This window comes from Neptuniibacter sp. 2_MG-2023 (assembly GCF_030547495.1).
In the GTDB taxonomy this organism is placed as follows: Bacteria; Pseudomonadota; Gammaproteobacteria; order Pseudomonadales; family Balneatricaceae; genus Neptuniibacter.
The window spans coordinates 101,120-125,815 of record NZ_JAUOQC010000005.1 but is presented as its reverse complement, the minus strand read 5'-3'; the positions used below and the strand labels follow the sequence as shown (position 1 = coordinate 125,815).

Genomic DNA, 24,696 nt, shown 5'->3' with positions numbered 1-24,696 from the left:
GTTGATTGCTAATCTGCATCCATAATTAGAGGTGCAAAGATGATAGAAGTAGGTACAGCCCAGTTTTGGCGAGCTACATTGGCGTTATGTTTAGGCTCATTTATGGTTTTCTCCAATGTCTATATTACTCAGCCACTTCTTCCGATGTTGGCAAATGAATTTCAGATAACACCTTTACAGGCGAGCTGGAGTTTAACTGTTACAACGCTCACTTTGGGTATCTCTTTGCTGCTTTTTGGGCCGATCTCTGATGCTATAGGTCGTACACAGTTGATGCTAGGCAGTATGGCAGGCGTTGTTTTATGTAGCTTTGCCTTGTCTCAGGTTAGCAGTTTTGAGCAGCTTGTATTGTTAAGAGCTATACAAGGGGTTTGTTTAGCAGGCTTACCCGCTATTGCTATCGCCTATATGGGGGATGAGTTTGGACGAAATGCAGTAAGGGTTGCGGTTGGTTTATATATTAGTGGTAATACACTCGGAGGCATTGGTGGGCGTTTGATCGGTGGTTTTGTTGGCGATTGGCTGGGGTGGCAGGAAGCTTTTGCATTGATGAGTTTAATCAGCTTCATCTGTTTAAGTGTTTTTGCTTGGATGTTACCTGTGTCTGAAAACTTTTCGCCAACCCTGTTACGTCCTAAACGCGTCTTCTCTGATATTTTATCCCATTTACAGAATCCATTGTTGGTGTTGGCATATATTATTGGCGGGTTAAATTTCTTTATATTTATTAATCAATATAGTTATGCAACCTTCCTGTTAGCTGAGGCGCCTTTTAATCTCCCCGCTAGTTTATTAGGCATGTTATTTCTTACCTATTTAAGCGGTACATTTGGTTCAGCTATTTCTGGCAATATAGCGGCTAGAATACCTCAGCCCTTGGTCATTGCGCTTGGTTGTTTGGTTTTAATGCTGGGAACTCTAGTTACGCTTATACCTTCATTATGGACAATTATAGTTGGCTTCCTGATTAGTGCTTTTGGCTTTTTTGTTGCCCATTCAAGCGCGAGTAGTTGGGTTAGCCAAAACGCGCGGCATGCACGTGCCACGGCTTCTTCTATCTATCTCGTGTTTTATTATTTAGGTGCGAGTAGCGGCGGCTTTTATCTCGATCCTTTTTGGCATTGGCTCGGCTGGCATGGTGTTGTTGTTGGGTCTTTAATTGTGCTGACATTAACCTTTATTTTATCTGTGGGGTTGTATCTACGTTCGCGTCTCTCTCTAGCTACTGGGCAAGGGTGCGGGTAAACTTAGCCTATAAATTGGCCTTTGGAATAGTTGGGGAGCATTGATGAGTTATCAACATCGTTTTATTGACGGTAGATCTGCTGGTTTGCCTACAGGCAAAGTGATTTGTGTGGGACGTAACTATGCTGATCATGCCGCTGAGCTAAATAATCCCATTCCTACTGAGCCAATGTTGTTTATCAAGCCATCAACGAGCGTGGTTGATATGGCTGAGCCTTTTATTGTTCCTCAGGGGTATGGCTCAGTACATTTTGAGACTGAGATGTCTATCTTGATCGGTGAGCGTTTAAGTCATGCATCGGAAGGGGAAGCGCTTGCTGCGATTGCGGGCGTTGGTTTGGGCTTAGATCTTACTCTACGCGATTTGCAAGGTAAGTTGAAAGATAAAGGTCACCCTTGGGAAAAGGCTAAAGGCTTTGATGGGGCTGCACCTTTATCCGTTTTTGTCGCACCTAGCTGTGTTCCGGATTTGCAGAATGTAGATATCAAATTGATGGTTAATGGTGAATTACGCCAGTCGGGTAACAGCTCGCATATGTTGAATCGCGTTTTGCCCTTGATTAGCCACAGTAGTGAATTTTTTACGCTGGAACCGGGTGATGTGATTTTAACGGGGACGCCAGCGGGTGTTGGACCTATCTTGCCGGGTGATCAATTGGAAGTGTCATTAGCTGATCTTCTAAGCATCTCTACACGTGCTATTTGATAATGTTTCCGTTCTGTCGGAGATTTCTTTTTTTAGCCTTATTTAGTTGCTCATTGACTGCCAGTGCTGATTATCGCTGGCAGCAGCCCAGTTATTTAGTACAGGCTTTTACTCAGGTAGCTCTTCGTAATGAGTACTCGCAGCAGGGGCGTGTGGTGCGCCGTTGGGAAAAGCCGATTACCTTGTGGTTGGATCACAAGGTTGGTGATAAAAGCTTACATGCCGACTTAGTACGTATGCATGTCACCCATCTATCTTCGTTGATACAGCATCCTATTAGTTTTGTGTCCTCTCCTGAGCAGGCTAACCTGAAAATTGTGTTTACTCAGCAGCGTGACTGGATTGAACAGGTTGGTCAGCTTTTTGGTGAAAAGGCGGTAAAAGTCATGCATGGGGCGGTTTGTATGGCTAACTTTCGTGTTAACAGCAGGTATGAAATAGAGAGCGCAGCTATTATTATTCCTGTAGATCAAGCGCGAATGCATGGGAAATTAGTGACCTGTATTGTGGAAGAGATTACTCAAGTGATGGGGTTGCCAAATGATTCTGAGGAAGTTTATCCCTCAATTTTTAATGATAAAACACCCGAGAGTTTGCTTTCCGGCTTAGATGGTCTGCTGCTGAAGATGCTATATAGCGCTGAGCTGAAAAGTGGTATGACAGAGAGTGAAGTGAAGCCCTTTTTAAACAAATTAATTCGTAAATGGCAGAATGACGGTACAATCAAGACTGCAAACCGTGATATTCGATCCGGTGAGCTTTACCCTCTTTTAGGCTATTAAGGAGATCGCCATGTTATGGGTTAAAACCTTTCATATTCTTGCGATGACAAGTTGGATGGCGGGGATCTTCTACCTTCCTCGTATTTTTGTACATTATGTTGAAGGTCGTGAGGCGGGACAAGATGTTACGCGTTTAGAGATTATGGCCGGTAAGCTTTATGGTTTTATGAGCATTATGGCGCTCTTTACGCTGGGTTTGGGGTTATGGTTGTGGCTAGGTTATGGTTTTAGTGGTGGATGGTTACATGCCAAGCTTGTTTTTGTGGTTTTGTTAATTGGTTATCATCACTGGTGTAAAGCGTATTTGAAGAAGATGAGAGCGGGAGTTTTAGATCGGAGTGGGCGTTATTTTCGCTTATTTAACGAATTACCATTATTGATCTTTATACCTATACTTATTTTTGTTGTTGTTAAACCTTTCTAAGATGTTTAAGTGTTGAGGATGGCTAAGGTTAGCTCTTAACCTTAGCTGCTATCTTGGCGCTTAAGCGCTCTACGCGCTCTCTTAAAACGTCTATCTCGCTGTAAAAATTGTTGATTTCAGGGCGAGTAGGGATCACCTTTAACTCCTCTTTTAGATATTCATCCAGATTCTGAATGACGCTTAGGCCTGCGTTTTTGTACCCGTTTGTTTTCCAAGTAGCATAGATGGCTAATTGGTGAGCCGGCAGCTCTCCAACTAAGTTCGCAAGCATACCCTCCCAGTCAATCTGTGTATCGGCCAAAATCTCTTGTAAACGTGTTGCTAGAGCCGTATCCCCTGAAAGCTGAATTGTTTTGCCAAACATGGCATCTGCTCGGTCTTTAGTTGCCAAAAGCTTAAGGAAGTCGAGAGCCTGTCCACTCAGCGTGGCATCGGGTTTGTCGTTATAAACCGATTGAATTTGGATTCCATCGGCATTAGGGAGTAGAAACAGGTTAAGTCTAGGATTCGTTACTTCTACGGCAATAACTTTACCGCTTAAACGTTCGAGATGTTGTAGTGTGATCGGGTCACGCTGTAATAACTGGCTGCATGCCTCTTCCGCTGTTGTGAGGAGGGTTGCTTGTAACATCTCGATCATTGGGAGACCTTTAAGGTTTAATGCCTGTATGCAGAGCGACAATACCGCCGGTCATATTTTGGTATTTGCAGTTTGTTAGCCCTGCATTTTGCATCATCGATTTGAGTGTTTCCTGATCGGGATGCATACGGATCGATTCTGCTAAGTAGCGATAGCTGTCAGCATCACCTGCAATCATGGAGCCCATCTGAGGTAGGATGTTGAAAGAGTAAAAATCGTAAGCTTTAGTTAATAATGGGTTGTCAGTTTTAGAAAACTCTAGGACCATTACTTTTCCGCCAGGTTTCAACACGCGAGCCATCGAGCGTAATGCCGCATCTTTGTCCGTTACATTACGTAGGCCAAACGCGATTGTAATAACATCGAAGGTATTATCAGGAAAAGGTAATGCTTCTGCATTAGCTTGCACAAACTCGACATTGCCGGTTACGCCTTTGTCCATTAGCTTATCGCGGCCAACTTTCAGCATAGAGTCGTTGATATCTGCTAATACAACTTTTCCCGTTGGGCCAACTAAGCGTGAAAAACGCATGGTTAAATCACCGGTACCACCTGCAATATCTAAAACAGTATTGCCTGTACGTACACCGCTTTGCTCTATAGTGATACGTTTCCAAAGGCGATGAACACCTCCCGACATCAGATCATTCATCAAGTCATATTTGCCAGCTACGCTGTGGAATACATCTGCAACACGTTGAACCTTCTCTTCTTTTTTTACGTCTTCGAAGCCGAAGTGAGTTGTGTCGTCATTGCGCTGGTCGGTCATGTTTAGATGTCCTGATGATGGTCTTAAATATGAATGCTGGAATTGTACCTATATGGAGCGGTATTGTCTTGGGAATGTATTCAAGATTTATTACTCTTAAATCGCTCAGCCTCGACCAATGGCGATAAGCCCGCCATCACGACTTTCGCCTGCGGCTTGGAGTTTTTCAAGGTAGGTTTGCCAGTACTGATCATAATTGTACGCTAGGTCATGTAGGCAGTCCCATGTGTAAAGGCCACTATCATGACCGTCGTCAAACACAATTTTAAGGGCGTAGTTACCCGTTGGGATGAGTTCTTTTATTCCTACGAGCTTTTTACCTGTTTGCAGTACGCCATTACCTATTCCGTGGCCTCGTACTTCGGCAGAAGGTGAGTGCACTCGAAGATACTCTGCTGTTAACTCGAACTTATCGTCTCCATAAGTCAATTCCAGAGTACGAGATTTTTTATGTAATTTAATCTCGTTAGGCAATGGCGCTTTTGACATGTGGATCTCCTTGTCGCTAGAGGATGTAGTGACTTAAGTCTTCATCCTGACTCAACTCGCTGAGTTGTTGGTCAACAAAAGCTTTATCTATCTTAATGGATTGGCCAGAGCAATCTGAAGCTGAGAATGATAGCTCTTCTAGTAAGCGTTCCATCATTGTATGTAAGCGTCTAGCCCCAATGTTTTCGGTGCTTTCATTTACTTGAAAGGCGAGTTCTGCAATACGGTGAATGCCGTCATCGGTAAACTCAACATTTACGCCTTCAGTTTTTAGTAGGGCGATATATTGTTCGGTAAGTGATGCATTCGGTTCTTTGAGGATGCGGCGGAAATCATCCGGTGTAAGTGCTTTTAATTCAACGCGAATCGGCAAGCGGCCCTGTAATTCAGGAATTAGATCTGAAGGCTTAGATAGGTGGAATGCGCCTGAGGCAATAAATAGTATATGGTCTGTTTTGATCATGCCGTATTTAGTGCTTACTGTGCAGCCTTCAATTAAAGGTAGTAAGTCACGTTGCACCCCTTCGCGAGACACTTCACCACTACTATTTGAGCCGTTTTTACAAACTTTATCTATCTCATCTAGAAAAACGATACCGTGTTGTTCAACTAACTCAACCGCACTTTGCTTGAGCTCATCTTCTTTCACCATACTAGCCGCTTCTTCATCGGTCAGCATTTTGAAGGCTTCTTTTATCTTCATGCGACGAGATTGTTTTTTTCCGCCACCCATGCCAGAAAACATGCTTTGTAGCTGATTTGTCATCTCTTCCATGCCTGGCGGTGCCATTATCTCAACGCCCACTTGGGGTTGGGCTACTTCGATATCGATCTCTTTGTCGTCTAACTGGCCTTCACGCAGCTTTTTACGGAAAACTTGGCGAGTCGCGCTATCTTCCCGTTCGGCAGGGGATTGTTGCTCGCCAAAGTTTGCAGGACGGGCGGGTGGCAATAATGCATCTAAAACGCGCTCTTCAGCTGCTTCCTCAGCTCGAAAACGAACCTTTTCCATCTCCTTTTCACGCAGCAGCTTGATGGACATGTCGACAAGATCGCGGATAATTGTTTCTACATCGCGTCCAACGTAGCCAACTTCAGTAAATTTGGTTGCTTCGATTTTTATAAATGGCGCATTAGCTAGTTTAGCTAAACGGCGTGCTATCTCTGTTTTACCTACACCGGTTGGGCCAATCATTAAGATGTTTTTAGGTGTTACTTCGGTGCGTAATTCATCATTTAATTGCATACGGCGCCAACGGTTACGTAGGGCAATAGCGACCGCTCTTTTGGCTTCATCTTGTCCGATAATATGGCGATCCAGCTCGGATACAATTTCGCGTGGGGTCATGTTAGACATATCTTATTAGTTTCCTTAGCTGGCGACAGAATCAAGTTCTTCAATAGTTAAGTTGCCGTTGGTGAAGACACAGATCCCTGCGGCAATATGCAGGCTTTTCTCAACGATCTCTTTTGCGTCTAATTCAGTATTATCAACGAGTGCACGTGCAGCCGCTAACGCAAAGTTGCCGCCAGAACCGATTGCAATGACGCCATCTTCCGGTTCAATAACATCTCCGCTCCCGGAGATTAAGTAGGTTTTTTCTTTGTTAGCAACGAGCATTAGGGCTTCTAAACGGCGTAGTACTCTATCGCTGCGCCATTCACGTGCTAAATGGATTACCGCATTAACGATATTGCCTTGGTGTTTTTCAAGTTGCTGTTCAAATAGATCACGTAGTGTAATCGCATCAGCGGTAGAGCCTGCAAAGCCTGTTATGACGGCGTGTTTAGCGAGCACATTCACTTTTTTTGCGCTGCCTTTCATTACGGTGTTGCCTAAAGATACTTGGCCATCACCGCCGACTACTACTTTGTCTCCACGACGTACGGATACAATCGTTGTCATCTTCTGCTCCTAATGGGAGATTTAATTACCAATAACACGCAAAAAACGATGTGGCGGGCGTGATATTGCTTTCTTTAAGGGGTTTACAGAAAGATGGTGACGCTGAGATGAATTTCAAGGCTTAATTGACTAAAAAGCCCAGCTTTATCGCTGGGCTTTCTCGTTTGTTTCTGTATTGCGCCTTATTGCTTGATGCGCAGAGGTTGGATATTGAGTTGCACAAGCTTATCGTAGGCTTTAGATAATTTAGATCGATTATCAAAAGGCCCTAAACGAACTCGATACCAAAGGGTACCGTCTTTGTTTTTACTGGTATCTGTATGGACATCGGGCAAGCCTTGAAGGATGAGTTGTGCGCGCATTCTTTCTGCATCAGCCTTCACTTTGAAAGAGCCTGCCTGTAAAAGGTATTTGTGTTCAGACTTTGCGTTTTTAGGCGTCGATTTATAAGCGTCAACCTTGACGGTTTCTACTTCACTCTCTTTTAGCATTTCGTAAAATTCGAAGCGGTTGGTGTTCTCTGTCGTAGTGGCTGCCGTTGTTGTTGATTTCTCAACTACCGGCGCTTTGCTTTCAGGTGCTTTCTTTACGCTGGGTTTAGGAGCCGAATGATTAGCTATAGGTGTTGTACTCGGATCCCTATCGATTTGGGTGAGTTTGAATAATCCATAGCCTAGGCCTCCCAGTAAGATAAGGGTGATTGCAAGTAGACCTGTGGGAAAGCGCTTTTTAGCTTTAGCGGGCGCTTTTTTAGTAGAGGGTCTAGAGCGGCTAGCCGAAGCTGCGCCGCGTTTGTTTTTTGCATAGTCCTTACGGGAGGCCATAGTGTTACATCTGCTCCGGTGCGGTAACGCCAAGTAGATCTAAGCCGTTTGCTAAAACATGACGTACGGCAACGGCCAGAGTTAGGCGTGCATTACGTAGGTTTTCATCATCGACTAAGGTTTTTTCTGAATTATAGTAAGTATGGAAATCACCGGCTAGATCACGTAAGTAGTTGGCGATCTGGTGAGGCTCACGGGCACTGGCTGCATTTTTTACCACTTCTGGATAGCGTCCAAGGTTGATAACCAAGTTCTTTTCAGATTCTAGTTCTAAGCAAGATAGAGCTGCTTTACCTGTTTCAAGATCCCAGTCTAAATTGTTCTCGGCGAGTTTGCGGAAAATGGAGCAAACACGGGCGTGGGCGTATTGAATATAGTAAACCGGATTGTCTGCGGATTGAGAGCGGGCAAGATCTATATCAAACGTTAAATGACTATCTGATTTGCGCGCAGCCAAAAAGTAGCGTGTTGCGTCACGGCCGACTTCATCGATAAGGTCTCGCAGGGTTAAGTAGCTGCCTGCACGTTTGGATATTTTTACCTCTTCTCCGCCGCGCATAACGGTAACCATCTGGTGAAGGACGTAATCAGGCCAGCCTTTAGGGATGTCTGCATTAAGTGCTTGAAGGCCTGCGCGGACACGAGTGATAGTGCTGTGATGATCGGCGCCCTGTTCATTTAATACGCATTCAAATCCGCGTTGCCATTTGTCCAAGTGATAAGCAACATCTGGTACAAAGTAGGTGTAGCCCCCATCTTTTTTGCGCATTACTCGGTCTTTGTCATCACCAAAATCGGTTGTACGTAACCAAAGTGCGCCACCATCTTCATAGGTGTAACCGTTTTTGATTAGTGTTTGTACAGTACGTTCTACTTTTCCTTCCTCGTAAAGGGACGATTCAAGGAAGTAAACATCAAAATCAACAGCAAACGCTTTTAGGTCGAGGTCTTGTTCGCGTCTTAAATAGGCAACGGCGAAATGACGAATCGCTTCTAGATCTGCAGAATTTTTTGTCCCAGTAAAGGATTGGTCTTCAGATTTAACGGTATCACCGCGCATAAAGCTTTCGGCAAGGTCGATAATGTAATCACCACGGTAGCCATCTTCAGGCCAGCTTGCGCCATCAGGTGTTAGGCCCTTGCAGCGAGCTTGTACCGACAGTGCTAAGTTGTTGATCTGTTGGCCAGCATCATTGTAATAAAATTCACGGGTTACATCCCAGCCATTGGCATCCATTATGCGACATAGGCAATCACCTACAGCGGCGCCACGGCCATGGCCAATATGCAACGGACCTGTTGGGTTTGCCGAGACGAATTCGACCTGCACTTTACGTCCCGCACCGTCGTTGTTGCGGCCATAACTCTCTTTCTGATCCAAAATAGTGGTTAGTAAACTGTTGGTTGAGGCTTCACTAATGAAAAAGTTAATAAAGCCTGGTCCTGCTATCTCAGTACGCGTTAGATTGTCAGATTGAGGCAACGCGGCAACTAGTTTTTCTGCTAATTGGCGAGGATTGCTACGCGCAGGCTTAGCTAAGGTCAGTGCAATGTTGGATGCGTAATCACCATGTGACTTGTCACGTGTGTTTTCAACCATGATATTTGGTTGTACATCTTCCGGCAAAGTGCCATTTTCAATCAGTGTTTTTAGGGCAGAATCGATAAGTCCTGCAATAACTTGTTTCATTAGCGTACATATACCGTTTGGATGAATCGGTGGGCCTGAAGGCGGTTTTGGTTTTAGCAAGGGTATTATACGCTTGCGGCTACCATCATCGAAGTTAGGCCTCTGAAGAACCGCGTATTATCCCTGTAAATCAGAATTTTGTTAAGAGGTAGAAGGGTTCTTTGGTTTAAAAAGTATCTGCAGGATCTACATCTATAGACCAACGGACCTTTCTGGACTCTTTGTTTTGCTCTAAATACCAGCACAAGTTAGCCAAAAGCTGGTGGAGTACTTTTCTGTTTTCAGCATAGATCATAAGCTGTGCACGGTGCATGCCTGCTCGTTTTTCCATAGGTGAAGGGAATGGGCCTATCCAGTGAACATTCTCAGGGAGGAGAAGGTCGTCTTCTAGTTGTTGTCTTAGCGCGGCTAAAAATGATTCTGCTCGATACTGCGTTGTTGTTTCTGCGCGAAGCAAAGCATAGTGAGTATAAGGTGGAAGTTTTGCGGCTTTGCGGTTGTGAAGTTCTTCGAGTGCAAAGGCGCTGTAACCATGCTCGACAAGCGTTTGCAAAGTAGGGTGGTCGGCATGATAGGTTTGCATTAAAACTGTGCCAGGGTCTTCAGCTCTGCCTGCACGTCCAGCTACTTGGAGTATGAGTTGTGCGGTTCTTTCCATGCCTCGAAAATCAGAACTAAAAAGTCCGCTATCGGCATTGATAATTGCAACTAATGTTACTTTTGGAAAGTGGTGGCCTTTAGCGAGCATTTGCGTGCCAACAAGGATGCATGGATCGCCGGAGTTAACTTTGTCCATAATGTCATGCATGGCATTTTTTCGTTGAGTACTATCTCTGTCAACACGAATAACGGGGAAATCTGGAAAGAGTTTCTGTAATGCTTGCTCGCTACGCTCAGTGCCTACGCCTACTGGTTGTAATTGATCGCTATTACACTCGGGGCAAACGCGTGGGATGCCTTGTTGTTTATCACAATGATGGCAGTGAAGGTGTGGCGGCTCTCGGTGTAATGTCATATGGGCGTCGCAGCGACTACAGTCAGCTATCCAGCCACAGTCGTTACAGCTTAAGGTGGGAGAATAGCCGCGGCGATTTAAGAATACGAGCACTTGAGTGCCGTTATTTAAATGTTGGCCGATTGCGCTAATTAATTGTGTTGAAAGCCCTTCGCTTAATTTCTCTTGGCGTATATCTAATAGTTTAAAAGTAGGTGCTAGCGATGTACCTGCGCGCTGTGTCATTTTTAACCATTGGTAACGGCCTTCTTTTGCATTATGTAGCGACTCTAAGGAGGGGGTCGCGCTACCTAAAACGATAGGAGTATCTTCTGCGCGAGCACGCATTACTGCGAGATCTCTAGCTGAATAGCGAAAGCCATCTTGTTGTTTAAATGAGGCATCGTGCTCTTCGTCAATAATGATAATACCCGGGTTTTTTAGTGGCGTGAAAATAGCGGAGCGTGTCCCTATAACTATTTTTGCGACGCCTTCTCTTGCTTGTAGCCAGGCGTCGAGTCTTTGTCGGTCGGAAAGGTTTGAGTGTAGAACCGCCATAGGTAGATTGAATCGCTGCTTAAAGCGCATAACAGTCTGCGGGGTTAGACCTATTTCAGGTACCAATACTAGGGCCTGCTTACCTTCGTTAAGGGTCTTTTCAATTGCTTGTAGATAAACTTCTGTTTTACCTGAGCCGGTAACACCTTCGATTAAGCTAGCGGTAAAACCGGATCGCGTGTTGATCTGAGTTAGGGCGGATTGCTGCTCTCCATTTAGTGTTAGTGGTGCTTCATGTAAAACTTGTTCGTGATGTGATTTGTGGGGGCGATGGAAAGACTCCGCCAGTTTTTTGTCTTCAAGGGAGCGTAGTGTATTGAGATTCCCGCCTTCAGCTTTGATTGCGTCTAGGCTAATGCCTGAAGGGTGTTTCTTAAGTAGCTTAAGTAATTCGATCTGACGGACTGCGTTGGCTTTTAAAGTGTTAATCTGCGCATCAGAGGTGGCTCGCCAAAGTAATTCGTGTTGATATTCGCAGGCTTGCCCTTTTCTTAGTAATACCGGCAGTGCTTGTTGTAAGGCATCACCCTCGGGGTGTTGGTAATAAGATGCGGCCCAGCGCGCTAGTTTGAAAAGATGGGCGGGAAGGGGTGGGGTTTCGTCTAATATTTTTTTTGCGCGCTTTAGTTTGTTTATCTCAAACTGTGTTTCGGTGGTTGTCTCAACTAAAATACCAATTAAGTCGCGGTTGCCAAAAGGGACGAGTACTCTTAGCCCAGGCTCGAATGAGGTTTGTTCGGATCCTGCGGGAGGCAGATAATCAAACAGTTTGCGGAGTGGGCTAGGTATGGCAAGGCGTAATATGATCATAATTGTTTATCGTTGCTCACTTTTTAAACGCTTTTAAGTTGATAAGCTGTATCTGCATGCGTATAATCCGCCGCCTACTTAACGTACCGGTGATTTTCGCTGGTAGTTTAAATCAATGCGGTGCTTGGCAGAAGATCAAGTGGCGGCATGAATACATGAGGTTTACCATGAAAGCGGATATCCATCCTAATTACGTTGAAATTTCTGCTACTTGTTCTTGCGGAAATGTTATTAAAACCAAGTCTACTCTTGGTAAAGACCTTCACTTAGATGTTTGTTCTTCTTGTCACCCGTTCTACACAGGCAAGCAGAAAGAAGCAACTTCTGGTGGTCGTATCGATCGCTTCAACAAGCGTTTCGGTGCCCGCGGCGTGAAAAAATAAGCTGCATAGTCTACGAGAATTCTAAAAAAGGCGCTTCCGTTATGGGGCGCCTTTTTTGTTGCCCTTAATTTGGTTTTTGATTGTTTATAATCTTGTTTGGCGCTTAAGTTTAGTCGGTGCTGTGGTGGCGGCTATTGGATAAAAAGATCTCATTTATTCCACTATCTTTACTTATTATGGCGCGTGATGCTTGATCATAAGTCGCATATTGAGTTTAGTACTTTAGGTTTGGCTGAGTGAAAAAAGATCAATAGAGTCGCCCCTAAGGTTGTTCGATACAGGGGTTTTCTATATAGTTCGGGGTTCGAATTTTTAACTAGATTGGAACAGCAGCTATGTCTGATGATATGAAACAAGCAGCTCTTGATTACCATGAGTTTCCACGTCCAGGTAAGATCAGCGTTGAGCTATCTACACCAGCTGAGTCTCAGCTTGATCTTTCTTTGGCATATAGCCCAGGTGTAGCTGAGCCGGTTCGTGAAATCGCAAAAGACCCTGAAAATGCATACCGTTATACGGCTAAAGGTAATTTGGTAGCGGTTATTACAAACGGTTCAGCGATTCTAGGTCTTGGTGATCTAGGTCCGCTAGCGTCTAAGCCTGTAATGGAAGGTAAATCATTACTGTTTAAACGTTTTGCCGGTATAGACTCAATTGATATTGAAGTTGATGCAGAAAGCCCGCAGGCGTTTATTGATACAGTTGCCCGTATTGCAGAAACTTTTGGTGGTATTAATCTAGAAGATATTAAAGCGCCTGAATGTTTTGAAATAGAGCGTGCGCTTATTGAACGTTGTAATATCCCAGTTTTCCATGATGATCAGCACGGTACAGCGATTGTTACGGCTGCAGGCATGATCACAGCATTGGAAATTGCGGGTAAAACTCTTGAGGAAGCTCAGATTGTTTGTCTAGGCGCGGGTGCGGCAGCGAATGCCTGCATGAAGCTACTTGTAAGCATGGGCGCTAAGATCGAAAATATCTTTATGATTGACCGTACGGGTGTTATCCACTCTGGTCGTGAAAATCTAACGCCAGAAAAAGCAGCGTTTGCTTCAGAAACAGATAAGCGCACTTTAGATGATGCTATTGATGGTGCAGATGTGTTTGTTGGTCTATCTGGACCAAATCTACTTTCTGCTGAACAGCTTGCTAAAATGGCGGCTAATCCTGTTGTATTTGCTTGTGCAAACCCTGATCCTGAAATTCGCCCAGAGCTTGCTCATGCAACGCGTGATGATGTGATTATGGCGACAGGTCGTTCTGATTACCCTAACCAAGTTAATAATGTAATCGGCTTCCCGTTCATTTTCCGTGGTGCTTTAGATGTTCGTGCATCAGCGATTAATGAAGAGATGAAAGCTGCTGCAGTTCGTGCGTTAGTTGATTTAACAAAACAGCCTGTTCCGCAGGATGTGTTGGATGCATATGGATTAGATTCGTTGGAACTTGGTCCTGAATATATCATCCCTAAAGCAACAGATTCTCGTTTGTTGGGTGCTGTATCTACAGCAGTTGCTCAGGCGGCAATTGATTCTGGTGTTGCGCGCTTACCTTTACCTGATAACTACCCACTTTCTTAAGTTTGGTTGTTAGGCATAAAAAAACCGGCATACGCCGGTTTTTTTTATGCCTAAATTTTTGATATCAAGATTAGGTTTAGAAAAGCTCTTCAGTTGAGTTTGTTCTTTTTATGCTCGCAGGGGCTGCATAGTTGGATGGAACGTTTTCCTTGCGAAAGAACTCATAGATTGCGTCGCTCTGGCCCGGATAAGCACGTTTCCCGCTTTTAGGATCTATCTTCACGCTAACAATGCCTTCTGGTGGTGTAGGTGGGTTTTCAGGCGTGTCTTTAAGAGCTTCGCGCATAAAATCGATCCATATAGGTAATGCGGCTGTCCCGCCAAACTCTCTTCTGCCTAATGTTTTTGGTTGGTCAAACCCTACCCATGCTGTTGCGATGTAGTCTTGATTGAAGCCTGAGAACCATGCGTCTTTTTGATCGTTGGTTGTGCCTGTTTTTCCTGCAATGTCTCGACGGTCAAGTACTAATGCCTTTCTTCCAGTCCCTCTACGAATAACATCTTGTAAGATGCTGTAAATAAGGAAAGTCACTTTTTCGTCATATATTCTAGGTGCTAGTTGTTGAAGGTTCTCGGTATCTACGCAGCTGTTGCACGCTATTTTTGGTTGGGCTGTAAAAAGGTTTTCACCGAAGGCATCTTCAATGCGTTCGATGAAGAAAGGTTCAACCTTGAAACCGCCGTTTGCGAAAGCGGCGTAGCCTGTTGCTAAGGTAAGTGGTGTAACGTCGGCGCTGCCTAAGGATAGTGAAAGGTTATTAGGCAGTTTGCTTCGGTCAAAGCCGGCAAGCTCCAGATAGTCTTGTGCTGTGGGGATGCCTATAGCTCGTAATAATCTAATGGATACTAAGTTTCTAGATTTGTAGAGTGCTTGGCGAAGGCGTGTAGGGCCATAAAACTTCCTGCTTGAGTTTTGAGGTCTCCAGTTTCCTTCGAGTGATGTGTCATGGAAAACAATGGGAGCGTCATTTATGAGTGAGGCGGGAGAGTAACCTTTATTAAGCGCTGCAGCATAAATGAATGGTTTGAAGTTGGATCCTGGTTGCCGTACGGCTTGGGTGCTGCGATTGAATTTATTATGTGTGAAGTTGAAGCCGCCAACAAGGGATAGTATGGCCCCTGTTTTTGGGTTAAGGGCAACTAATGAACCTTGTACTTTCGGTATTTGTGAAAGGTGAAGTTTTCCTTCTTTGTCCCTTACTCGGATTAGATCACCTATTTTCAAAATATCTGTTGCTGCTTTTGGGGTTTTGCCTGTGCGATTAACGTTTTTATAAGGTTTTGCCCATGAGATGCCTTCCCATTCTAAGGTGGCTGTTTGGTTGTTTTTTAGAAGTAGCTCAGCGCTTTTTTCGGAAACATTAAGTACTAGCGCTGGTTTAAGTACGCCGTAGCTAATAACCTTGTTTAAGCGTTTTTGTAAGGTTTCTTGTGGTTCTGTAGTGTCCCAGTTGTCTTCTGCGCCGAAATAACCATGCCTTTCTGAATAAGCAATTAAACCATTTGAGACGGCATCGTTTGCTGTGGTTTGAAGATTGCTCTGTAGTGTTGTATATACTACGTAGCCGTCAGTATAGAGCGATTCGCCGTATTGTTCGTAGAGTTGTTGTCTAACCATCTCTGCTACATAGAAGGCTCTAAGCTCGATGTCGCTTGTGTGATACTTTGCACTAACAGGTTCGTTTGTCGCATTTTCCAATTGCTGATCGTTAATGAAGCTTAAGGAGTGCATGCGTCTAAGAATCCAGTTTCTGCGTTCAATTGCTCTATCTGAATTTGTAATTGGATTGTATGCGGATGGTGCTTTAGGTAGGCCTGCTATCATTGCGTGTTGAGCAAGGCTCAAGTTTTTGATGTCGGTGCCGTAATATACATTAGCCGCTGCTTGGATACCGTACGAACGATGTCCTAGATAAATTTTATTAATATAGAGTTCGAGGATTTCTTCTTTAGATAGTTCTTGCTCTATTCGGAGTGCTAGCAAGATCTCCATGAATTTTCGGCTAAATGTGCGTTCGCGAGTAAGGAAGAAGTTTTTAGCAACTTGCATTGTTATTGTTGAACCACCGCTTTGGATATGGCCGGTGGTTGCTAATTGAAAGGCTGCACGAAAAAGGCCTTTTATGTCGATGCCGTGGTGGTCAAAGAAGCGACTGTCTTCTGCTGCGGTGAGGGCTTGGACAAATTGAGGTGGAATTTCCTCGAATGTAATGGGTGTTCTACGTTTTTCGCCAAACTCTGCAATGAGTTTTTGATCCTGAGAATATATACGTAAGGGGGTCTGAAAACGTATATCTCGTAATGTTTCGACATTCGGGAGTTGCGGCGAGTAATAATAATAGGCGCCCGCAGCGGATATTAGTCCGATGAGGAAACAAAAAATACCTAATTTAAACAAAAGTTTGAAAAGCGAAAACATAGGTGACATGCTAATCTGATAATTGAGGGTTTTAGTAAAGGTCTATTATATAGACAGCTTACCACTTTGCTCTAGCGTATATTGAATTTTAATTTGTTTTAATACGGGTTAGAGTTAGGTAATAGAGTAGTAAACACACATTAACGCAGTATTAAGTTAGGGAATATATTTGTGTTTGGCTTATTGGGGAATAAATCGGGAAGCTTAGTAGGGCTAGATATAGGCTCTTCTTCGGTTAAGCTAGTTGCCTTGTCTAAGAGTGGACAGAGCTATTCGTTGGAAGCTTATGCTGTGGTGTCTTTGCCTCCTACTGCCGTCATTGATGGGAATATTCAAGACGTAGGGGAGGTTGCCTCTACGATTGAAAAAGCAATCAAGGTTGCTGGAGGGAGGATGTCCTCGGCGATTGCTGCCGTACCCGCCTCTGCAGTAATCACTAAACGTATAGAAATGAGCAATGCCTTTTCTGAATTTGAATTGGAAGATCAAATAAAAGTAGAGGCAGACCAGTTTATTCCTTATTCTTTAGATGAGGTTGCCTTGGACTTTGAGGTGCAAGGGCCTGTTGAGAATAATGATAATCTAAATCGAGTGCTGCTTGTTGCTTGTCGTAAAAGTGATGTAGAGCAGCGTGAAGATGCGATTAATAGCGCGGGTCTGCAGTGCCAAGTGGTTGATGTAGATACGTACGCAGTCGAGCGCACATTTCCTCTGATCTCTTCTGAACAAAGGAGCACCGATTACCTGATCGGTGTTGTTGATATTGGTGCGGCAACCTTAACCTTGAATGTTTTCAAGGGGAAAGAGATTGTTTATAGCCGAGAGCAAGCCTTTGGCGGCAATGATCTTACGAACTCTATTCATCAGCAATATGGGATGAGTATCGAAGAAGTTGAGCAGTCATTGCGTCTTAATGATCTGTCACCTGAAATTAATGAGATGGTTGTCCTCCCCTTTAGAGGTACAGTTGCCCAGCAAGTATCTCGATCATTGCAGTTTTTCTATTCTTCTGGCGCGCATAGTGAGCTATCCGCGCTTTACCTCTCAGGCGGTACCGCAACGATTGATGGGCTTGCGGATCAATTATCCGAAGAATTGGGTATAACAACTAAAATGGCTAATCCTTTCGTCTCAATGGCTGTTAATTCGAGAGTTAATCGATCTAGACTTGAACGGGATGCGCCTTCGTTAGTGAAAGCGTGTGGGTTAGCGATGCGTGGATTTGAGGGTTAGGGACAGATGGCAACTATCAATTTAAGGCCCTGGCGTGAAGAGCGCGCTGAAGAAAGAAAGAAAAACTTCCTGATGAACCTGTTAGGAGCAGCATTGTTTGCTGGTCTTATAGTGTTTGCGGTCGGTTACTATTTTGATTTTATGAAAGATCGTCAAAATGACCGAAATGATTATTTAAAAACTGAAACGAAGAAACTAGATCGTGATTTGGCAGCCATTAAAGAATTAAAGGAAAAGAGGGCGAAACTGCTTGAGCGCCTTACTGCAATTCAAGAGTTACAAGGTTCAAGGCCTCTTATTGTTAGAAACTTTGATGAGTTGGTACGTGTGATGCCAGATGGTCTTTATTACTCATCTTTGTCGCGTAAAGCTAACAGTGTTGTTATAGCTGGTTTGGCTCAAGATAACTTAGATGTTTCGACGTTGATGAGGAATTTGGATACATCGATTTGGTTTGGTGAACCCAATCTTAGTGGGGTTGGTAAAGGTAAGGGAAGTTTGAATACGTTTAATCTTTCTGTGCCTGTTACTAAACCTAAAGCGGATGAGGCTAATTAATGAGTGCGTTAAGGAATGCGTTTAAAGGATTTGATCCTAATGATATGGACTTCAATGCGGCGGGTAACTGGCCTATAGGCGTTAAGATTGTCTGTTATCTAATCGTTTTGATAGCTATCTGTGCTGCAGGCTGGCATTTTTATATTACAGATAAGCAAAGCGCTTTGAAGAAAGAGATATCTAAAGAGCAAGGGCTAAAAGCCGTTTATAAAGAAAAGGCTTTTCAAGTGGCCAATCTTGAAGCTCTTCGCAAACAGATGGAAGATGTAGAGGAAAAGTTTAGCGAACTAAAAAAACAGCTCCCTACAGAGAAAGAAGTGCCAGGACTTTTAGATGATATTACCAACCTAGGCACGGATAGTGGTTTGGATATTGGGTCGATCAAGCTTGCGGCAGAATCAAAAAAAGAGTTTTACATTGAGCTGCCTATAAATATTAATGTTTCCGGTTCTTACCATCAGTTAGGGCAGTTTGTAAGTGGAATCGCTGGTTTGCCACGTATCGTGACTCTGCATGACTACACAATAAAACCCTCAAGCGGTAAGGTTTCTATGCAGATTAGTGCTAAGACTTATCGTTATGATGAAACTAAGTAAGGGGGTAGGGATGACTCATCATAGTAGGATTATTATCTTGCCACTATTGTTTTCTTTGCTTACAGGGTGTGTTGAGTGGGTTGAAGATACAAGTGATTTAAAGGAATTTATTGTTAAGGCGCAAGCTAGACCTGCCGGTTCAATTAAACCCCTTCCGGAATTTAAGCCTTACCATAGTTTTGTGTATAAAGGTGCGTCTATGAGAGAGCCTTTTGTGCCTCTGATTCCGTTATCTGTTAGTGATAATGTGGATGAAGAGGTCAATGCAGAACCAGATAATGGGATTAAGCCTGATGAGGCAAGAGATAAAGATTATCTTGAATCTTTTGCTTTGGATCAGTTGGATATGGTCGGAACAATCAATCAAAAAGCGGATAATACGCTATGGGCTTTAGTTCGAGATCCTAATTCCGAGATTCATCGGGTTACGGTCGGTAGTTATATGGGTTTGAATTTTGGCGAAATTGTTTCGCTAGATGAACGTAAAATAGAGTTAGTTGAAATTGTAACGAATGGGCGTGGTGGTTGGATGAAACGATCACGAAACCTTGCCTTGGCTGAGCAGGAATAAGGGATATTATTGTGAAAATTTGGGTCCCCATGATGACTAAAGTACGTGTGTATACGAATCTCCGTTGGTTGAGCATAGCTTTGGTCAGTCTTTTATTGTCGGAGTGGGCGGCAGCAGACGTTTTAATGAAAAATGCTAACTTTGTAGCCCTGCCAGGAGGGAAAGTAGAAATTCGTTTTGACTTCGATTCTGCACCACCTTCTCCGCAAGCTTATATGATCAATCAACCCGCTCGTATAGTGATGGATTTATGGGGTGTTGAAAGTGATTTAACAAGCCGTTCTCTGGATGTGAAAACAGGTCAAGTAGATGGTATTAGCTTTGCTCAGACGGAAGGTCGGTTAAGAATTGTTGCTAATCTTTATGAACCCTCAAGTTATAAGACCTTCTCAGAAGGTAATAGCTTGTTTGTCGTTGTTCAAAGTAATAACTCAGGGCTTCCTTCAACGTCAGAAACATCAGAAAATGTAGTATCGAAATCATCTGATTCTGGAAGTACTACAGCGTTTGTCGATGCCCGTTCTAAAGTACAAGGTATGGACTTTGAACGAGTTGAAGGTGGTGTTGGTCGAGTCACCATTACCATGTCTGATGATAAGGCTGGTGTCGATATTCAGGAAGAGGGTAATAATGTTGTCGTTAACTTGGTGGGCGCCGATCTGTCACGAGCGCTGGAGCAGCGGGTTGATGTACAAGATTTTGTGACGCCGGTTATGTTTATCGATTCGATGGCTAATGGTGGCAATACAAGTATTTTGATTAAACCAAGTGCCGAGCCTTATGAATATTTAGCTTATCAAACAGATAACCAATTGATTCTTGATTTTAAACCGTTAAGCCAAGCGGAAAAAGATGAAAGAACTAAAGAGTTATTTGAGTTTACCGGTGAGCAGATAGATCTTAATTTCCAAAATGTGGAGTTACGTTCTGTTCTGCAGATTATTGCTGAAGTTGCCGAGTTGAACTTGGTGGTGAGCGATAGTGTTGGCGGTAATATCACTTTGCGCCTTAAAAATGTTCCTTGGGATCAAGCACTTGATATTGTTTTGAAAACAGAGGGACTTGATCAGCGTACAGTAGGTAATGTATTGCTTATTGCACCTGCCGATGAGATTGCGCAGAGAGAGAAGGCAGAGCTGGAGAGTTCGCAGCAAGTTGAGCAGCTTGCACCCTTACGCACTGAATTTATACAAGTGGATTATCGCAAAGCATCTGAAATGATGGGTACGATTCAGGGGGCTAAGCTTGTTTCTGAGCGTGGTTTTATCATGGCTGATGATGAAACCAATGTTCTGATGGTGAGAGAAACATCCAATGCAATTCAAGAGATTCGTGAAACTTTGCATCGTTTTGATGTGGAAGTGGAGCAGGTCTTGATTGAAGCGCGCCTTGTTAATGCTACCTCAAATGTAACTAAAGACTTAGGTATTAAATGGGGATTCGGCTATAACGATGTGGATAACGGTAAAGGCTGGATTGTCAGCCAAGATCAGAGTTCTATCGATTTCTCTAGTACATCTCCAACCAGTGGTTTGAACGTGGATCTGGGTGCTACAGCTACTAATGTTGGGCAGATAGCAATTGGTTTTGCGCCAGGTGCAAGTACACTGATCGGACTAGAGTTGAGTGCATTAGAAGCTGATGGTAAAGCGGAGATTGTTTCTCAGCCTAAAATCCTAACGACTAATGGTAAGAAAGCTTTAATTCAGTCGGGTTCCGAGATTCCTTATCAGACAGTTGAGGATGGGGAAGTTAGTATTGAATTTAAAGATGTAGTGCTTAGTTTGGATGTGACGCCGCGTATTAATCCGGGTGATCGTATCGCAATGGAACTACTAATTAAGCAAGATTCTATAGGTCAAGTTTTGGCCAATGGTGAGTTGAGTATTGATAATAATGAACTGCAGACAACAGTGGTTGTGCCTGATGGGCAAACGATTGTTCTTGGCGGTGTGTTTAAGCATGAAACGAGTGATAGTGTTAACAAGGTTCCATTACTTGGTGATCTGCCTATTATGGGCGCACTATTTAGGAATAAAGAGAGCACTTCTGAGAAAACAGAATTATTGATTTTTATTACACCGAAGTTGGTGCGTAATTCCTTATCTCAGTAGTTATGGTTGTGTGAATTGAATATATTTTTGATTGGGCCTATGGGTGCTGGGAAAAGCACCATAGGTCGTTTGTTATCCCAAGAATTAAAGCTTGAGTTTGTTGATTCTGATCGTGAGATTGAGAAACGAGCGGGTGCTGATATACCTTGGATCTTTGATGTCGAAGGCGAGTCGGGCTTTAGGGACAGAGAGGAGGGAGTGATTGAAGCGCTCTCTTTGCGTAAGGATATTGTTTTGTCTACGGGCGGGGGAGCTGTTCTAAGGCCTGAGAATAGAACAATGTTGCAAGCTAATGGTACCGTAGTGTACTTGGAAACATCGGTCGAACAGCAGTTGGATCGAACGTCTAGGGATAAGAATCGTCCTTTGTTGCAGACGGAAAACCCACAAGCTGTTTTGGAAGAGTTAATGTCTATTCGGCATCCTTTATATCTTGATACAGCCGATATTGTTGTAGTTACAGATAAACGTCATCCTAAAACAGTTGTTACAGAAATTATTAGGCAGTTAAAGGCCAAGTCTCCTCTCGAAGTAGAGTAATAAGTAGGTAGTATGCAAACGTTGAAAGTAGACCTAGGGGAGCGTAGCTACCCTATTTTTATTGGCCAAGGGTTGTTAGATAAGGGCCTGATGGTGCCTTATATTTCTGGTAAACAAGTTTTAATTGTTACTAATGAAACTATAGCGCCTTTGTATCTTGAGCGACTTAAAGCGACTTTGAATAAAAAGTTTCAAGTTGATGAAGTGATATTGCCGGATGGAGAGCAGTATAAAAACTTAGAACAGATAAATAGTATTTTTACGGCCCTGCTTGATAAACGGCACAATCGGACAACAACTTTGATTGCGTTAGGTGGTGGGGTGATTGGTGATATGACAGGGTTTGCTGCTGCATGCTATCAGCGAGGCGTTGATTTTATTCAGGTTCCCACAACGCTTTTGTCGCAAGTCGATTCTTCTGTTGGTGGTAAAACGGGCGTCAATCATCCCCAAGGGAAAAACATGATTGGTGCGTTTCATCAGCCTCAATGTGTCGTTATAGATACAGATGTACTAAATACTCTGTCTGAGAAAGAGCTTTCCGCTGGAATGGCAGAAGTTATCAAATACGGTCTTATCTATGACGAAGCTTTTTTATGCTATTTGGAAGACCATATTGATGGTTTGATGGGATTGCAATCGGACCTTCTTGAGCAAGCAATATTACGTTCTTGTGAGATAAAGGCTGAAGTTGTTGCTCTGGATGAGCGAGAAGAGGGAATTCGCGCTTTACTTAATTTAGGCCATACCTTTGGGCATGCTATCGAGGCTGATCAAGGTTATGGTGAATGGTTGCACGGTGAAGCAGTCGGTGCCGGTACTATGATGGCTGCTGATATGTCTTTCCGTTTAGGAAATATTTCAGCTACTGATGTGGCGCGTGTGAAGGCCATTTTGGAGGCGGCAAATCTTCCTTTATACCCACCTGAGGCAATGACGCCGGAACGTTTTGTGGAGCTTATGGGTGTCGATAAAAAAGTTATTGATGGCAGTATTCGCTTAGTGCTCCTAAAAGAAATCGGTAAGGCTGTAGTGACCTCCGATTTCTCTTCTTCCATTTTGTTGGAAACGTTAAGTGCTGGAAAAAAATTAGCAACGTGTTGCTAGTCTGAATTAGGCGCTAATGCCATGGGTTTCGAACGGGTAAAATGAAGAAAAATATATATTTTGAGCCGTCCAGTCGTCTTCAATTATTAGATAAATTGAAGCATTTTATTCGTTTTTCTGACTTTCTTTTGCTTGTTTCAGGTGAACATGGTGCTGGTAAGAGTACATTGCTTGCCCAGTTAAAGCCGAATGCAGAAGATAGTACCTTATATTATTGTTCTATTCGCCCCGAGGTTGAGTTAGGTGAGCAGCAACTACTAGCATTGTTAATGCAGCAATTTCCTTCGCATGAGCAAAGTGGAGCTAGCTTTGCTGATCAATTAAGTGCCTTTCATCTCCAATTAAAATCTATACAAGCTGCGGGTCAGAAATGCCTGATTACTGTTGATGATGCAGAATATTTGTCAGAAGGGGCACTGGCGTTATTGTTGAATTTACATGCTGCTGATGCGCAAGTGTTGCTTGTATCGAATAATGATTTTGTAGATAAATTATTTACCAGCAGTGATGTTAAACACCTTGAGGGGCGAATTCATCATCTTAAGATAGAATGTATGACTGTTGCGGAAACAGCAGAATATATTGAATTATGTCACCCGGCTGTTTCGACTTTATCGGAAAAGAAAAAAAATGAACTAATTAAATTATCGGAAGGGATGCCTGGAAGGGTAGAAACGTTATTGGCTGGGGGCAAGGTATCCTTGTCTTCTCTGCCTGCTCAGCGATCATCTTTTCCGCTGCCTGCTTTGCATATGTTGGGCGTTGGAGTGCTTTTAATTGCTATTGTTGCTGTCTCCTTATGGCAGTTTTTGCCAGAAAGCACAGAAACTCCGTCTGAGGTAGTGACTGATGAGCGGGTTTCGGTTCCTCTTTCTCTTGCTGTTACAGCGTCAGTTGAAGGTGAAAAGGCTGATATAGTTTCTGTAGAACCTACTGCGGACGCTAGAGATGAGTTGATAGAGCAAGTACCTGCCGTTACTGATACGCAAGTCGTTGAAGCGGATATTCCTATATCTGCTGTTAAAAGCGATCTAGCTCTCCGTTTACAACAGCAAGAAGAAAAACTTAATAATGAAAATGTGATTGTGGTAGAAGCAAAACCGTCTCCATCGGAGGTTAAGCCAACCCTGCTGGAAGAGGAGTTAAGAGCTGTAGTGAAGCAAAATAGTCCTTCTGCTAAAAATGCTACTGTTGCAGTGAAGGAGCAATCTCCTTCGCTATCTTCGGCACCAGAAAAGAAAACTGTGTCCGCTGTGCCCCCGAAGAAAGAGCTAGCGCCACAAAATAAAGTGGCAGCTATTGCGCCCAGTGAGAACGTTCTTCTCTCTTGGGAATCATCTGGCTATACCTTGCAAATGACGGGAGCAAGATCAAAACAGAGCGCTTTGGAGTTTATTGCCGCCCAGTCTGATCCTAGCAAATTTCACCATTTTGAGACTATTTATAAGGGCTTGCCCTGGCATGTGGTTGTTTATGGGCAATATCCTAACCGTGATATTGCTAATGCTGCTATCCGAAAACTACCTAAAACGCTGCAAAATGTGAAACCTTGGGCAAGAAGTGTACAAGGTGTTCAACTTGATATAAGAAAGAAAAAATCCTAATGAAACAATAAGATATACTTGGTTTTTCACCTGTTTTTAGTGATTTAATCCTCCCTCGCTGCTGTTTGGAATTTGTTCCGAACAGACTTCGCGTGTAGAATAGCTGTCCCTTTTTGCTGACTGGCGTATATATTGCAGCAGAAAGATTATT

At 43.5% G+C, this 24,696-nt stretch carries 23 protein-coding genes; 14 read left to right on the top strand and 9 right to left on the bottom strand.

Annotated features, from left to right (window positions below):
• Positions 1 to 39: 39 nt before the first annotated feature.
• From Q4486_RS06855 to Q4486_RS06840, 4 genes are read left to right on the top strand one after another with little or no spacing between them, the layout of a single operon-like run.
• Positions 40 to 1,245, top strand: coding sequence for an MFS transporter (locus Q4486_RS06855; RefSeq protein ID WP_303518871.1), 1,206 nt, complete (start codon positions 40 to 42; stop codon positions 1,243 to 1,245).
• Positions 1,246 to 1,288: 43 nt separating this feature from the next.
• Positions 1,289 to 1,951 carry a fumarylacetoacetate hydrolase family protein gene (locus tag Q4486_RS06850; RefSeq protein WP_303518869.1) on the top strand — a complete coding sequence of 221 codons (663 nt, stop codon included), beginning with the start codon at positions 1,289 to 1,291 and terminating at the stop codon, positions 1,949 to 1,951.
• 53 nt (positions 1,952 to 2,004) lie between these two features.
• Positions 2,005 to 2,733 carry a DUF2927 domain-containing protein gene (locus Q4486_RS06845; protein ID WP_303518868.1) on the top strand — a complete coding sequence of 243 codons (729 nt, stop codon included), beginning with the start codon at positions 2,005 to 2,007 and terminating at the stop codon, positions 2,731 to 2,733.
• A gap of 10 nt (positions 2,734 to 2,743) precedes the next feature.
• On the top strand, positions 2,744 to 3,157 hold the full coding sequence (locus Q4486_RS06840; RefSeq protein WP_303416161.1) for a CopD family protein: 414 nt from the start codon (positions 2,744 to 2,746) through the stop codon (positions 3,155 to 3,157).
• 28 nt (positions 3,158 to 3,185) lie between these two features.
• Here the strand turns inward: Q4486_RS06840 and Q4486_RS06835 are convergent, their stop codons facing one another.
• The 8 genes from Q4486_RS06835 to Q4486_RS06800 form a co-directional block, all read right to left on the bottom strand.
• Complete coding sequence (locus Q4486_RS06835; RefSeq protein ID WP_303518867.1) at positions 3,186 to 3,797, bottom strand: SCP2 domain-containing protein; 612 nt, start codon at positions 3,795 to 3,797, stop codon at positions 3,186 to 3,188.
• A gap of 10 nt (positions 3,798 to 3,807) precedes the next feature.
• The gene (gene ubiE, locus Q4486_RS06830) at positions 3,808 to 4,566 is read right to left on the bottom strand and encodes a bifunctional demethylmenaquinone methyltransferase/2-methoxy-6-polyprenyl-1,4-benzoquinol methylase UbiE (RefSeq protein ID WP_303416163.1); all 759 of its coding nucleotides are present in this window, start codon (positions 4,564 to 4,566) and stop codon (positions 3,808 to 3,810) included.
• Positions 4,567 to 4,671: 105 nt separating this feature from the next.
• Positions 4,672 to 5,055: a DUF971 domain-containing protein gene (locus Q4486_RS06825; RefSeq protein WP_303416164.1), complete on the bottom strand. Its 384-nt coding sequence runs from the start codon at positions 5,053 to 5,055 to the stop codon at positions 4,672 to 4,674.
• Between the two features lie 16 nt (positions 5,056 to 5,071).
• A complete protein-coding gene (gene hslU / locus Q4486_RS06820; protein ID WP_303416165.1) occupies positions 5,072 to 6,412 on the bottom strand; it encodes an ATP-dependent protease ATPase subunit HslU in 1,341 nt (446 codons plus the stop codon).
• A 15-nt stretch (positions 6,413 to 6,427) separates the two neighbouring features.
• On the bottom strand, positions 6,428 to 6,961 hold the full coding sequence (gene hslV / locus Q4486_RS06815; protein WP_303416166.1) for an ATP-dependent protease subunit HslV: 534 nt from the start codon (positions 6,959 to 6,961) through the stop codon (positions 6,428 to 6,430).
• Between the two features lie 182 nt (positions 6,962 to 7,143).
• On the bottom strand, positions 7,144 to 7,785 hold the full coding sequence (locus tag Q4486_RS06810) for an SPOR domain-containing protein (protein ID WP_303416167.1): 642 nt from the start codon (positions 7,783 to 7,785) through the stop codon (positions 7,144 to 7,146).
• 4 nt (positions 7,786 to 7,789) lie between these two features.
• Positions 7,790 to 9,475, bottom strand: a complete 1,686-nt coding sequence (gene argS, locus Q4486_RS06805) for an arginine--tRNA ligase (protein WP_303518866.1) — start codon at positions 9,473 to 9,475, stop codon at positions 7,790 to 7,792.
• 166 nt (positions 9,476 to 9,641) lie between these two features.
• Positions 9,642 to 11,837, bottom strand: coding sequence for a primosomal protein N' (locus tag Q4486_RS06800; RefSeq protein WP_303518865.1), 2,196 nt, complete (start codon positions 11,835 to 11,837; stop codon positions 9,642 to 9,644).
• A 167-nt stretch (positions 11,838 to 12,004) separates the two neighbouring features.
• On the opposite strand from Q4486_RS06800, the gene rpmE reads away from it, so the two are divergent.
• Together rpmE and Q4486_RS06790 are read left to right on the top strand one after the other, a co-directional pair.
• Positions 12,005 to 12,220 (top strand): 50S ribosomal protein L31, encoded by a 216-nt coding sequence (gene rpmE, locus Q4486_RS06795; RefSeq protein ID WP_067863299.1) that lies wholly within the window; start codon positions 12,005 to 12,007, stop codon positions 12,218 to 12,220.
• A 335-nt stretch (positions 12,221 to 12,555) separates the two neighbouring features.
• Complete coding sequence (locus tag Q4486_RS06790; protein ID WP_303416171.1) at positions 12,556 to 13,803, top strand: malic enzyme-like NAD(P)-binding protein; 1,248 nt, start codon at positions 12,556 to 12,558, stop codon at positions 13,801 to 13,803.
• A 76-nt stretch (positions 13,804 to 13,879) separates the two neighbouring features.
• On the opposite strand, the gene Q4486_RS06785 is transcribed toward Q4486_RS06790, so the two are convergent.
• Complete coding sequence (locus Q4486_RS06785) at positions 13,880 to 16,222, bottom strand: penicillin-binding protein 1A (RefSeq protein ID WP_303518864.1); 2,343 nt, start codon at positions 16,220 to 16,222, stop codon at positions 13,880 to 13,882.
• Positions 16,223 to 16,393: 171 nt separating this feature from the next.
• Here Q4486_RS06785 and pilM point away from each other — a divergent pair, with 171 nt between their 5' ends.
• The 8 genes from pilM to Q4486_RS06745 are packed head-to-tail and all read left to right on the top strand — an operon-like array spanning position 16,394 to position 24,545.
• Positions 16,394 to 17,455 (top strand): type IV pilus assembly protein PilM, encoded by a 1,062-nt coding sequence (pilM, locus tag Q4486_RS06780; protein ID WP_303416173.1) that lies wholly within the window; start codon positions 16,394 to 16,396, stop codon positions 17,453 to 17,455.
• Positions 17,456 to 17,461: 6 nt separating this feature from the next.
• Positions 17,462 to 18,013 carry a PilN domain-containing protein gene (locus tag Q4486_RS06775; RefSeq protein WP_303518863.1) on the top strand — a complete coding sequence of 184 codons (552 nt, stop codon included), beginning with the start codon at positions 17,462 to 17,464 and terminating at the stop codon, positions 18,011 to 18,013.
• A complete protein-coding gene (locus Q4486_RS06770) occupies positions 18,013 to 18,609 on the top strand; it encodes a type 4a pilus biogenesis protein PilO (RefSeq protein WP_303518862.1) in 597 nt (198 codons plus the stop codon). The genes Q4486_RS06775 and Q4486_RS06770 overlap by 1 nt, the downstream gene beginning before the upstream one ends.
• 10 nt (positions 18,610 to 18,619) lie before the next feature.
• Positions 18,620 to 19,180, top strand: coding sequence for a pilus assembly protein PilP (locus Q4486_RS06765; RefSeq protein ID WP_303416177.1), 561 nt, complete (start codon positions 18,620 to 18,622; stop codon positions 19,178 to 19,180).
• Positions 19,181 to 19,191: 11 nt separating this feature from the next.
• A complete protein-coding gene (pilQ, locus tag Q4486_RS06760; RefSeq protein ID WP_303416178.1) occupies positions 19,192 to 21,294 on the top strand; it encodes a type IV pilus secretin PilQ in 2,103 nt (700 codons plus the stop codon).
• A 6-nt stretch (positions 21,295 to 21,300) separates the two neighbouring features.
• On the top strand, positions 21,301 to 21,834 hold the full coding sequence (gene aroK, locus Q4486_RS06755; RefSeq protein WP_303416179.1) for a shikimate kinase AroK: 534 nt from the start codon (positions 21,301 to 21,303) through the stop codon (positions 21,832 to 21,834).
• A gap of 12 nt (positions 21,835 to 21,846) precedes the next feature.
• Positions 21,847 to 22,941 carry a 3-dehydroquinate synthase gene (aroB, locus tag Q4486_RS06750; protein ID WP_303518861.1) on the top strand — a complete coding sequence of 365 codons (1,095 nt, stop codon included), beginning with the start codon at positions 21,847 to 21,849 and terminating at the stop codon, positions 22,939 to 22,941.
• Positions 22,942 to 22,982: 41 nt separating this feature from the next.
• Positions 22,983 to 24,545 carry an AAA family ATPase gene (locus tag Q4486_RS06745; protein ID WP_303518860.1) on the top strand — a complete coding sequence of 521 codons (1,563 nt, stop codon included), beginning with the start codon at positions 22,983 to 22,985 and terminating at the stop codon, positions 24,543 to 24,545.
• The last annotated feature ends 151 nt before the right edge of the window (positions 24,546 to 24,696 follow it).

Coding starts and splice junctions, on each gene's coding strand:
- Q4486_RS06770 (WP_303518862.1), top strand. CDS start 18,013: ATGAGTGCGTTAAGGAATGCGTTTAAAGGATTTGATCCTAATGATATG.
- Q4486_RS06835 (WP_303518867.1), bottom strand. CDS start 3,797: ATGATCGAGATGTTACAAGCAACCCTCCTCACAACAGCGGAAGAGGCA.
- Q4486_RS06810 (WP_303416167.1), bottom strand. CDS start 7,785: ATGGCCTCCCGTAAGGACTATGCAAAAAACAAACGCGGCGCAGCTTCG.
- Q4486_RS06790 (WP_303416171.1), top strand. CDS start 12,556: ATGTCTGATGATATGAAACAAGCAGCTCTTGATTACCATGAGTTTCCA.
- Q4486_RS06765 (WP_303416177.1), top strand. CDS start 18,620: ATGACTCATCATAGTAGGATTATTATCTTGCCACTATTGTTTTCTTTG.
- Q4486_RS06800 (WP_303518865.1), bottom strand. CDS start 11,837: ATGATCATATTACGCCTTGCCATACCTAGCCCACTCCGCAAACTGTTT.
- hslU (WP_303416165.1), bottom strand. CDS start 6,412: ATGTCTAACATGACCCCACGCGAAATTGTATCCGAGCTGGATCGCCAT.
- Q4486_RS06745 (WP_303518860.1), top strand. CDS start 22,983: ATGAAGAAAAATATATATTTTGAGCCGTCCAGTCGTCTTCAATTATTA.
- Q4486_RS06785 (WP_303518864.1), bottom strand. CDS start 16,222: ATGTTTTCGCTTTTCAAACTTTTGTTTAAATTAGGTATTTTTTGTTTC.
- Q4486_RS06850 (WP_303518869.1), top strand. CDS start 1,289: ATGAGTTATCAACATCGTTTTATTGACGGTAGATCTGCTGGTTTGCCT.
- Q4486_RS06825 (WP_303416164.1), bottom strand. CDS start 5,055: ATGTCAAAAGCGCCATTGCCTAACGAGATTAAATTACATAAAAAATCT.
- Q4486_RS06855 (WP_303518871.1), top strand. CDS start 40: ATGATAGAAGTAGGTACAGCCCAGTTTTGGCGAGCTACATTGGCGTTA.
- aroB (WP_303518861.1), top strand. CDS start 21,847: ATGCAAACGTTGAAAGTAGACCTAGGGGAGCGTAGCTACCCTATTTTT.
- ubiE (WP_303416163.1), bottom strand. CDS start 4,566: ATGACCGACCAGCGCAATGACGACACAACTCACTTCGGCTTCGAAGAC.
- argS (WP_303518866.1), bottom strand. CDS start 9,475: ATGAAACAAGTTATTGCAGGACTTATCGATTCTGCCCTAAAAACACTG.
- Q4486_RS06775 (WP_303518863.1), top strand. CDS start 17,462: ATGGCAACTATCAATTTAAGGCCCTGGCGTGAAGAGCGCGCTGAAGAA.
- Q4486_RS06840 (WP_303416161.1), top strand. CDS start 2,744: ATGTTATGGGTTAAAACCTTTCATATTCTTGCGATGACAAGTTGGATG.
- rpmE (WP_067863299.1), top strand. CDS start 12,005: ATGAAAGCGGATATCCATCCTAATTACGTTGAAATTTCTGCTACTTGT.
- hslV (WP_303416166.1), bottom strand. CDS start 6,961: ATGACAACGATTGTATCCGTACGTCGTGGAGACAAAGTAGTAGTCGGC.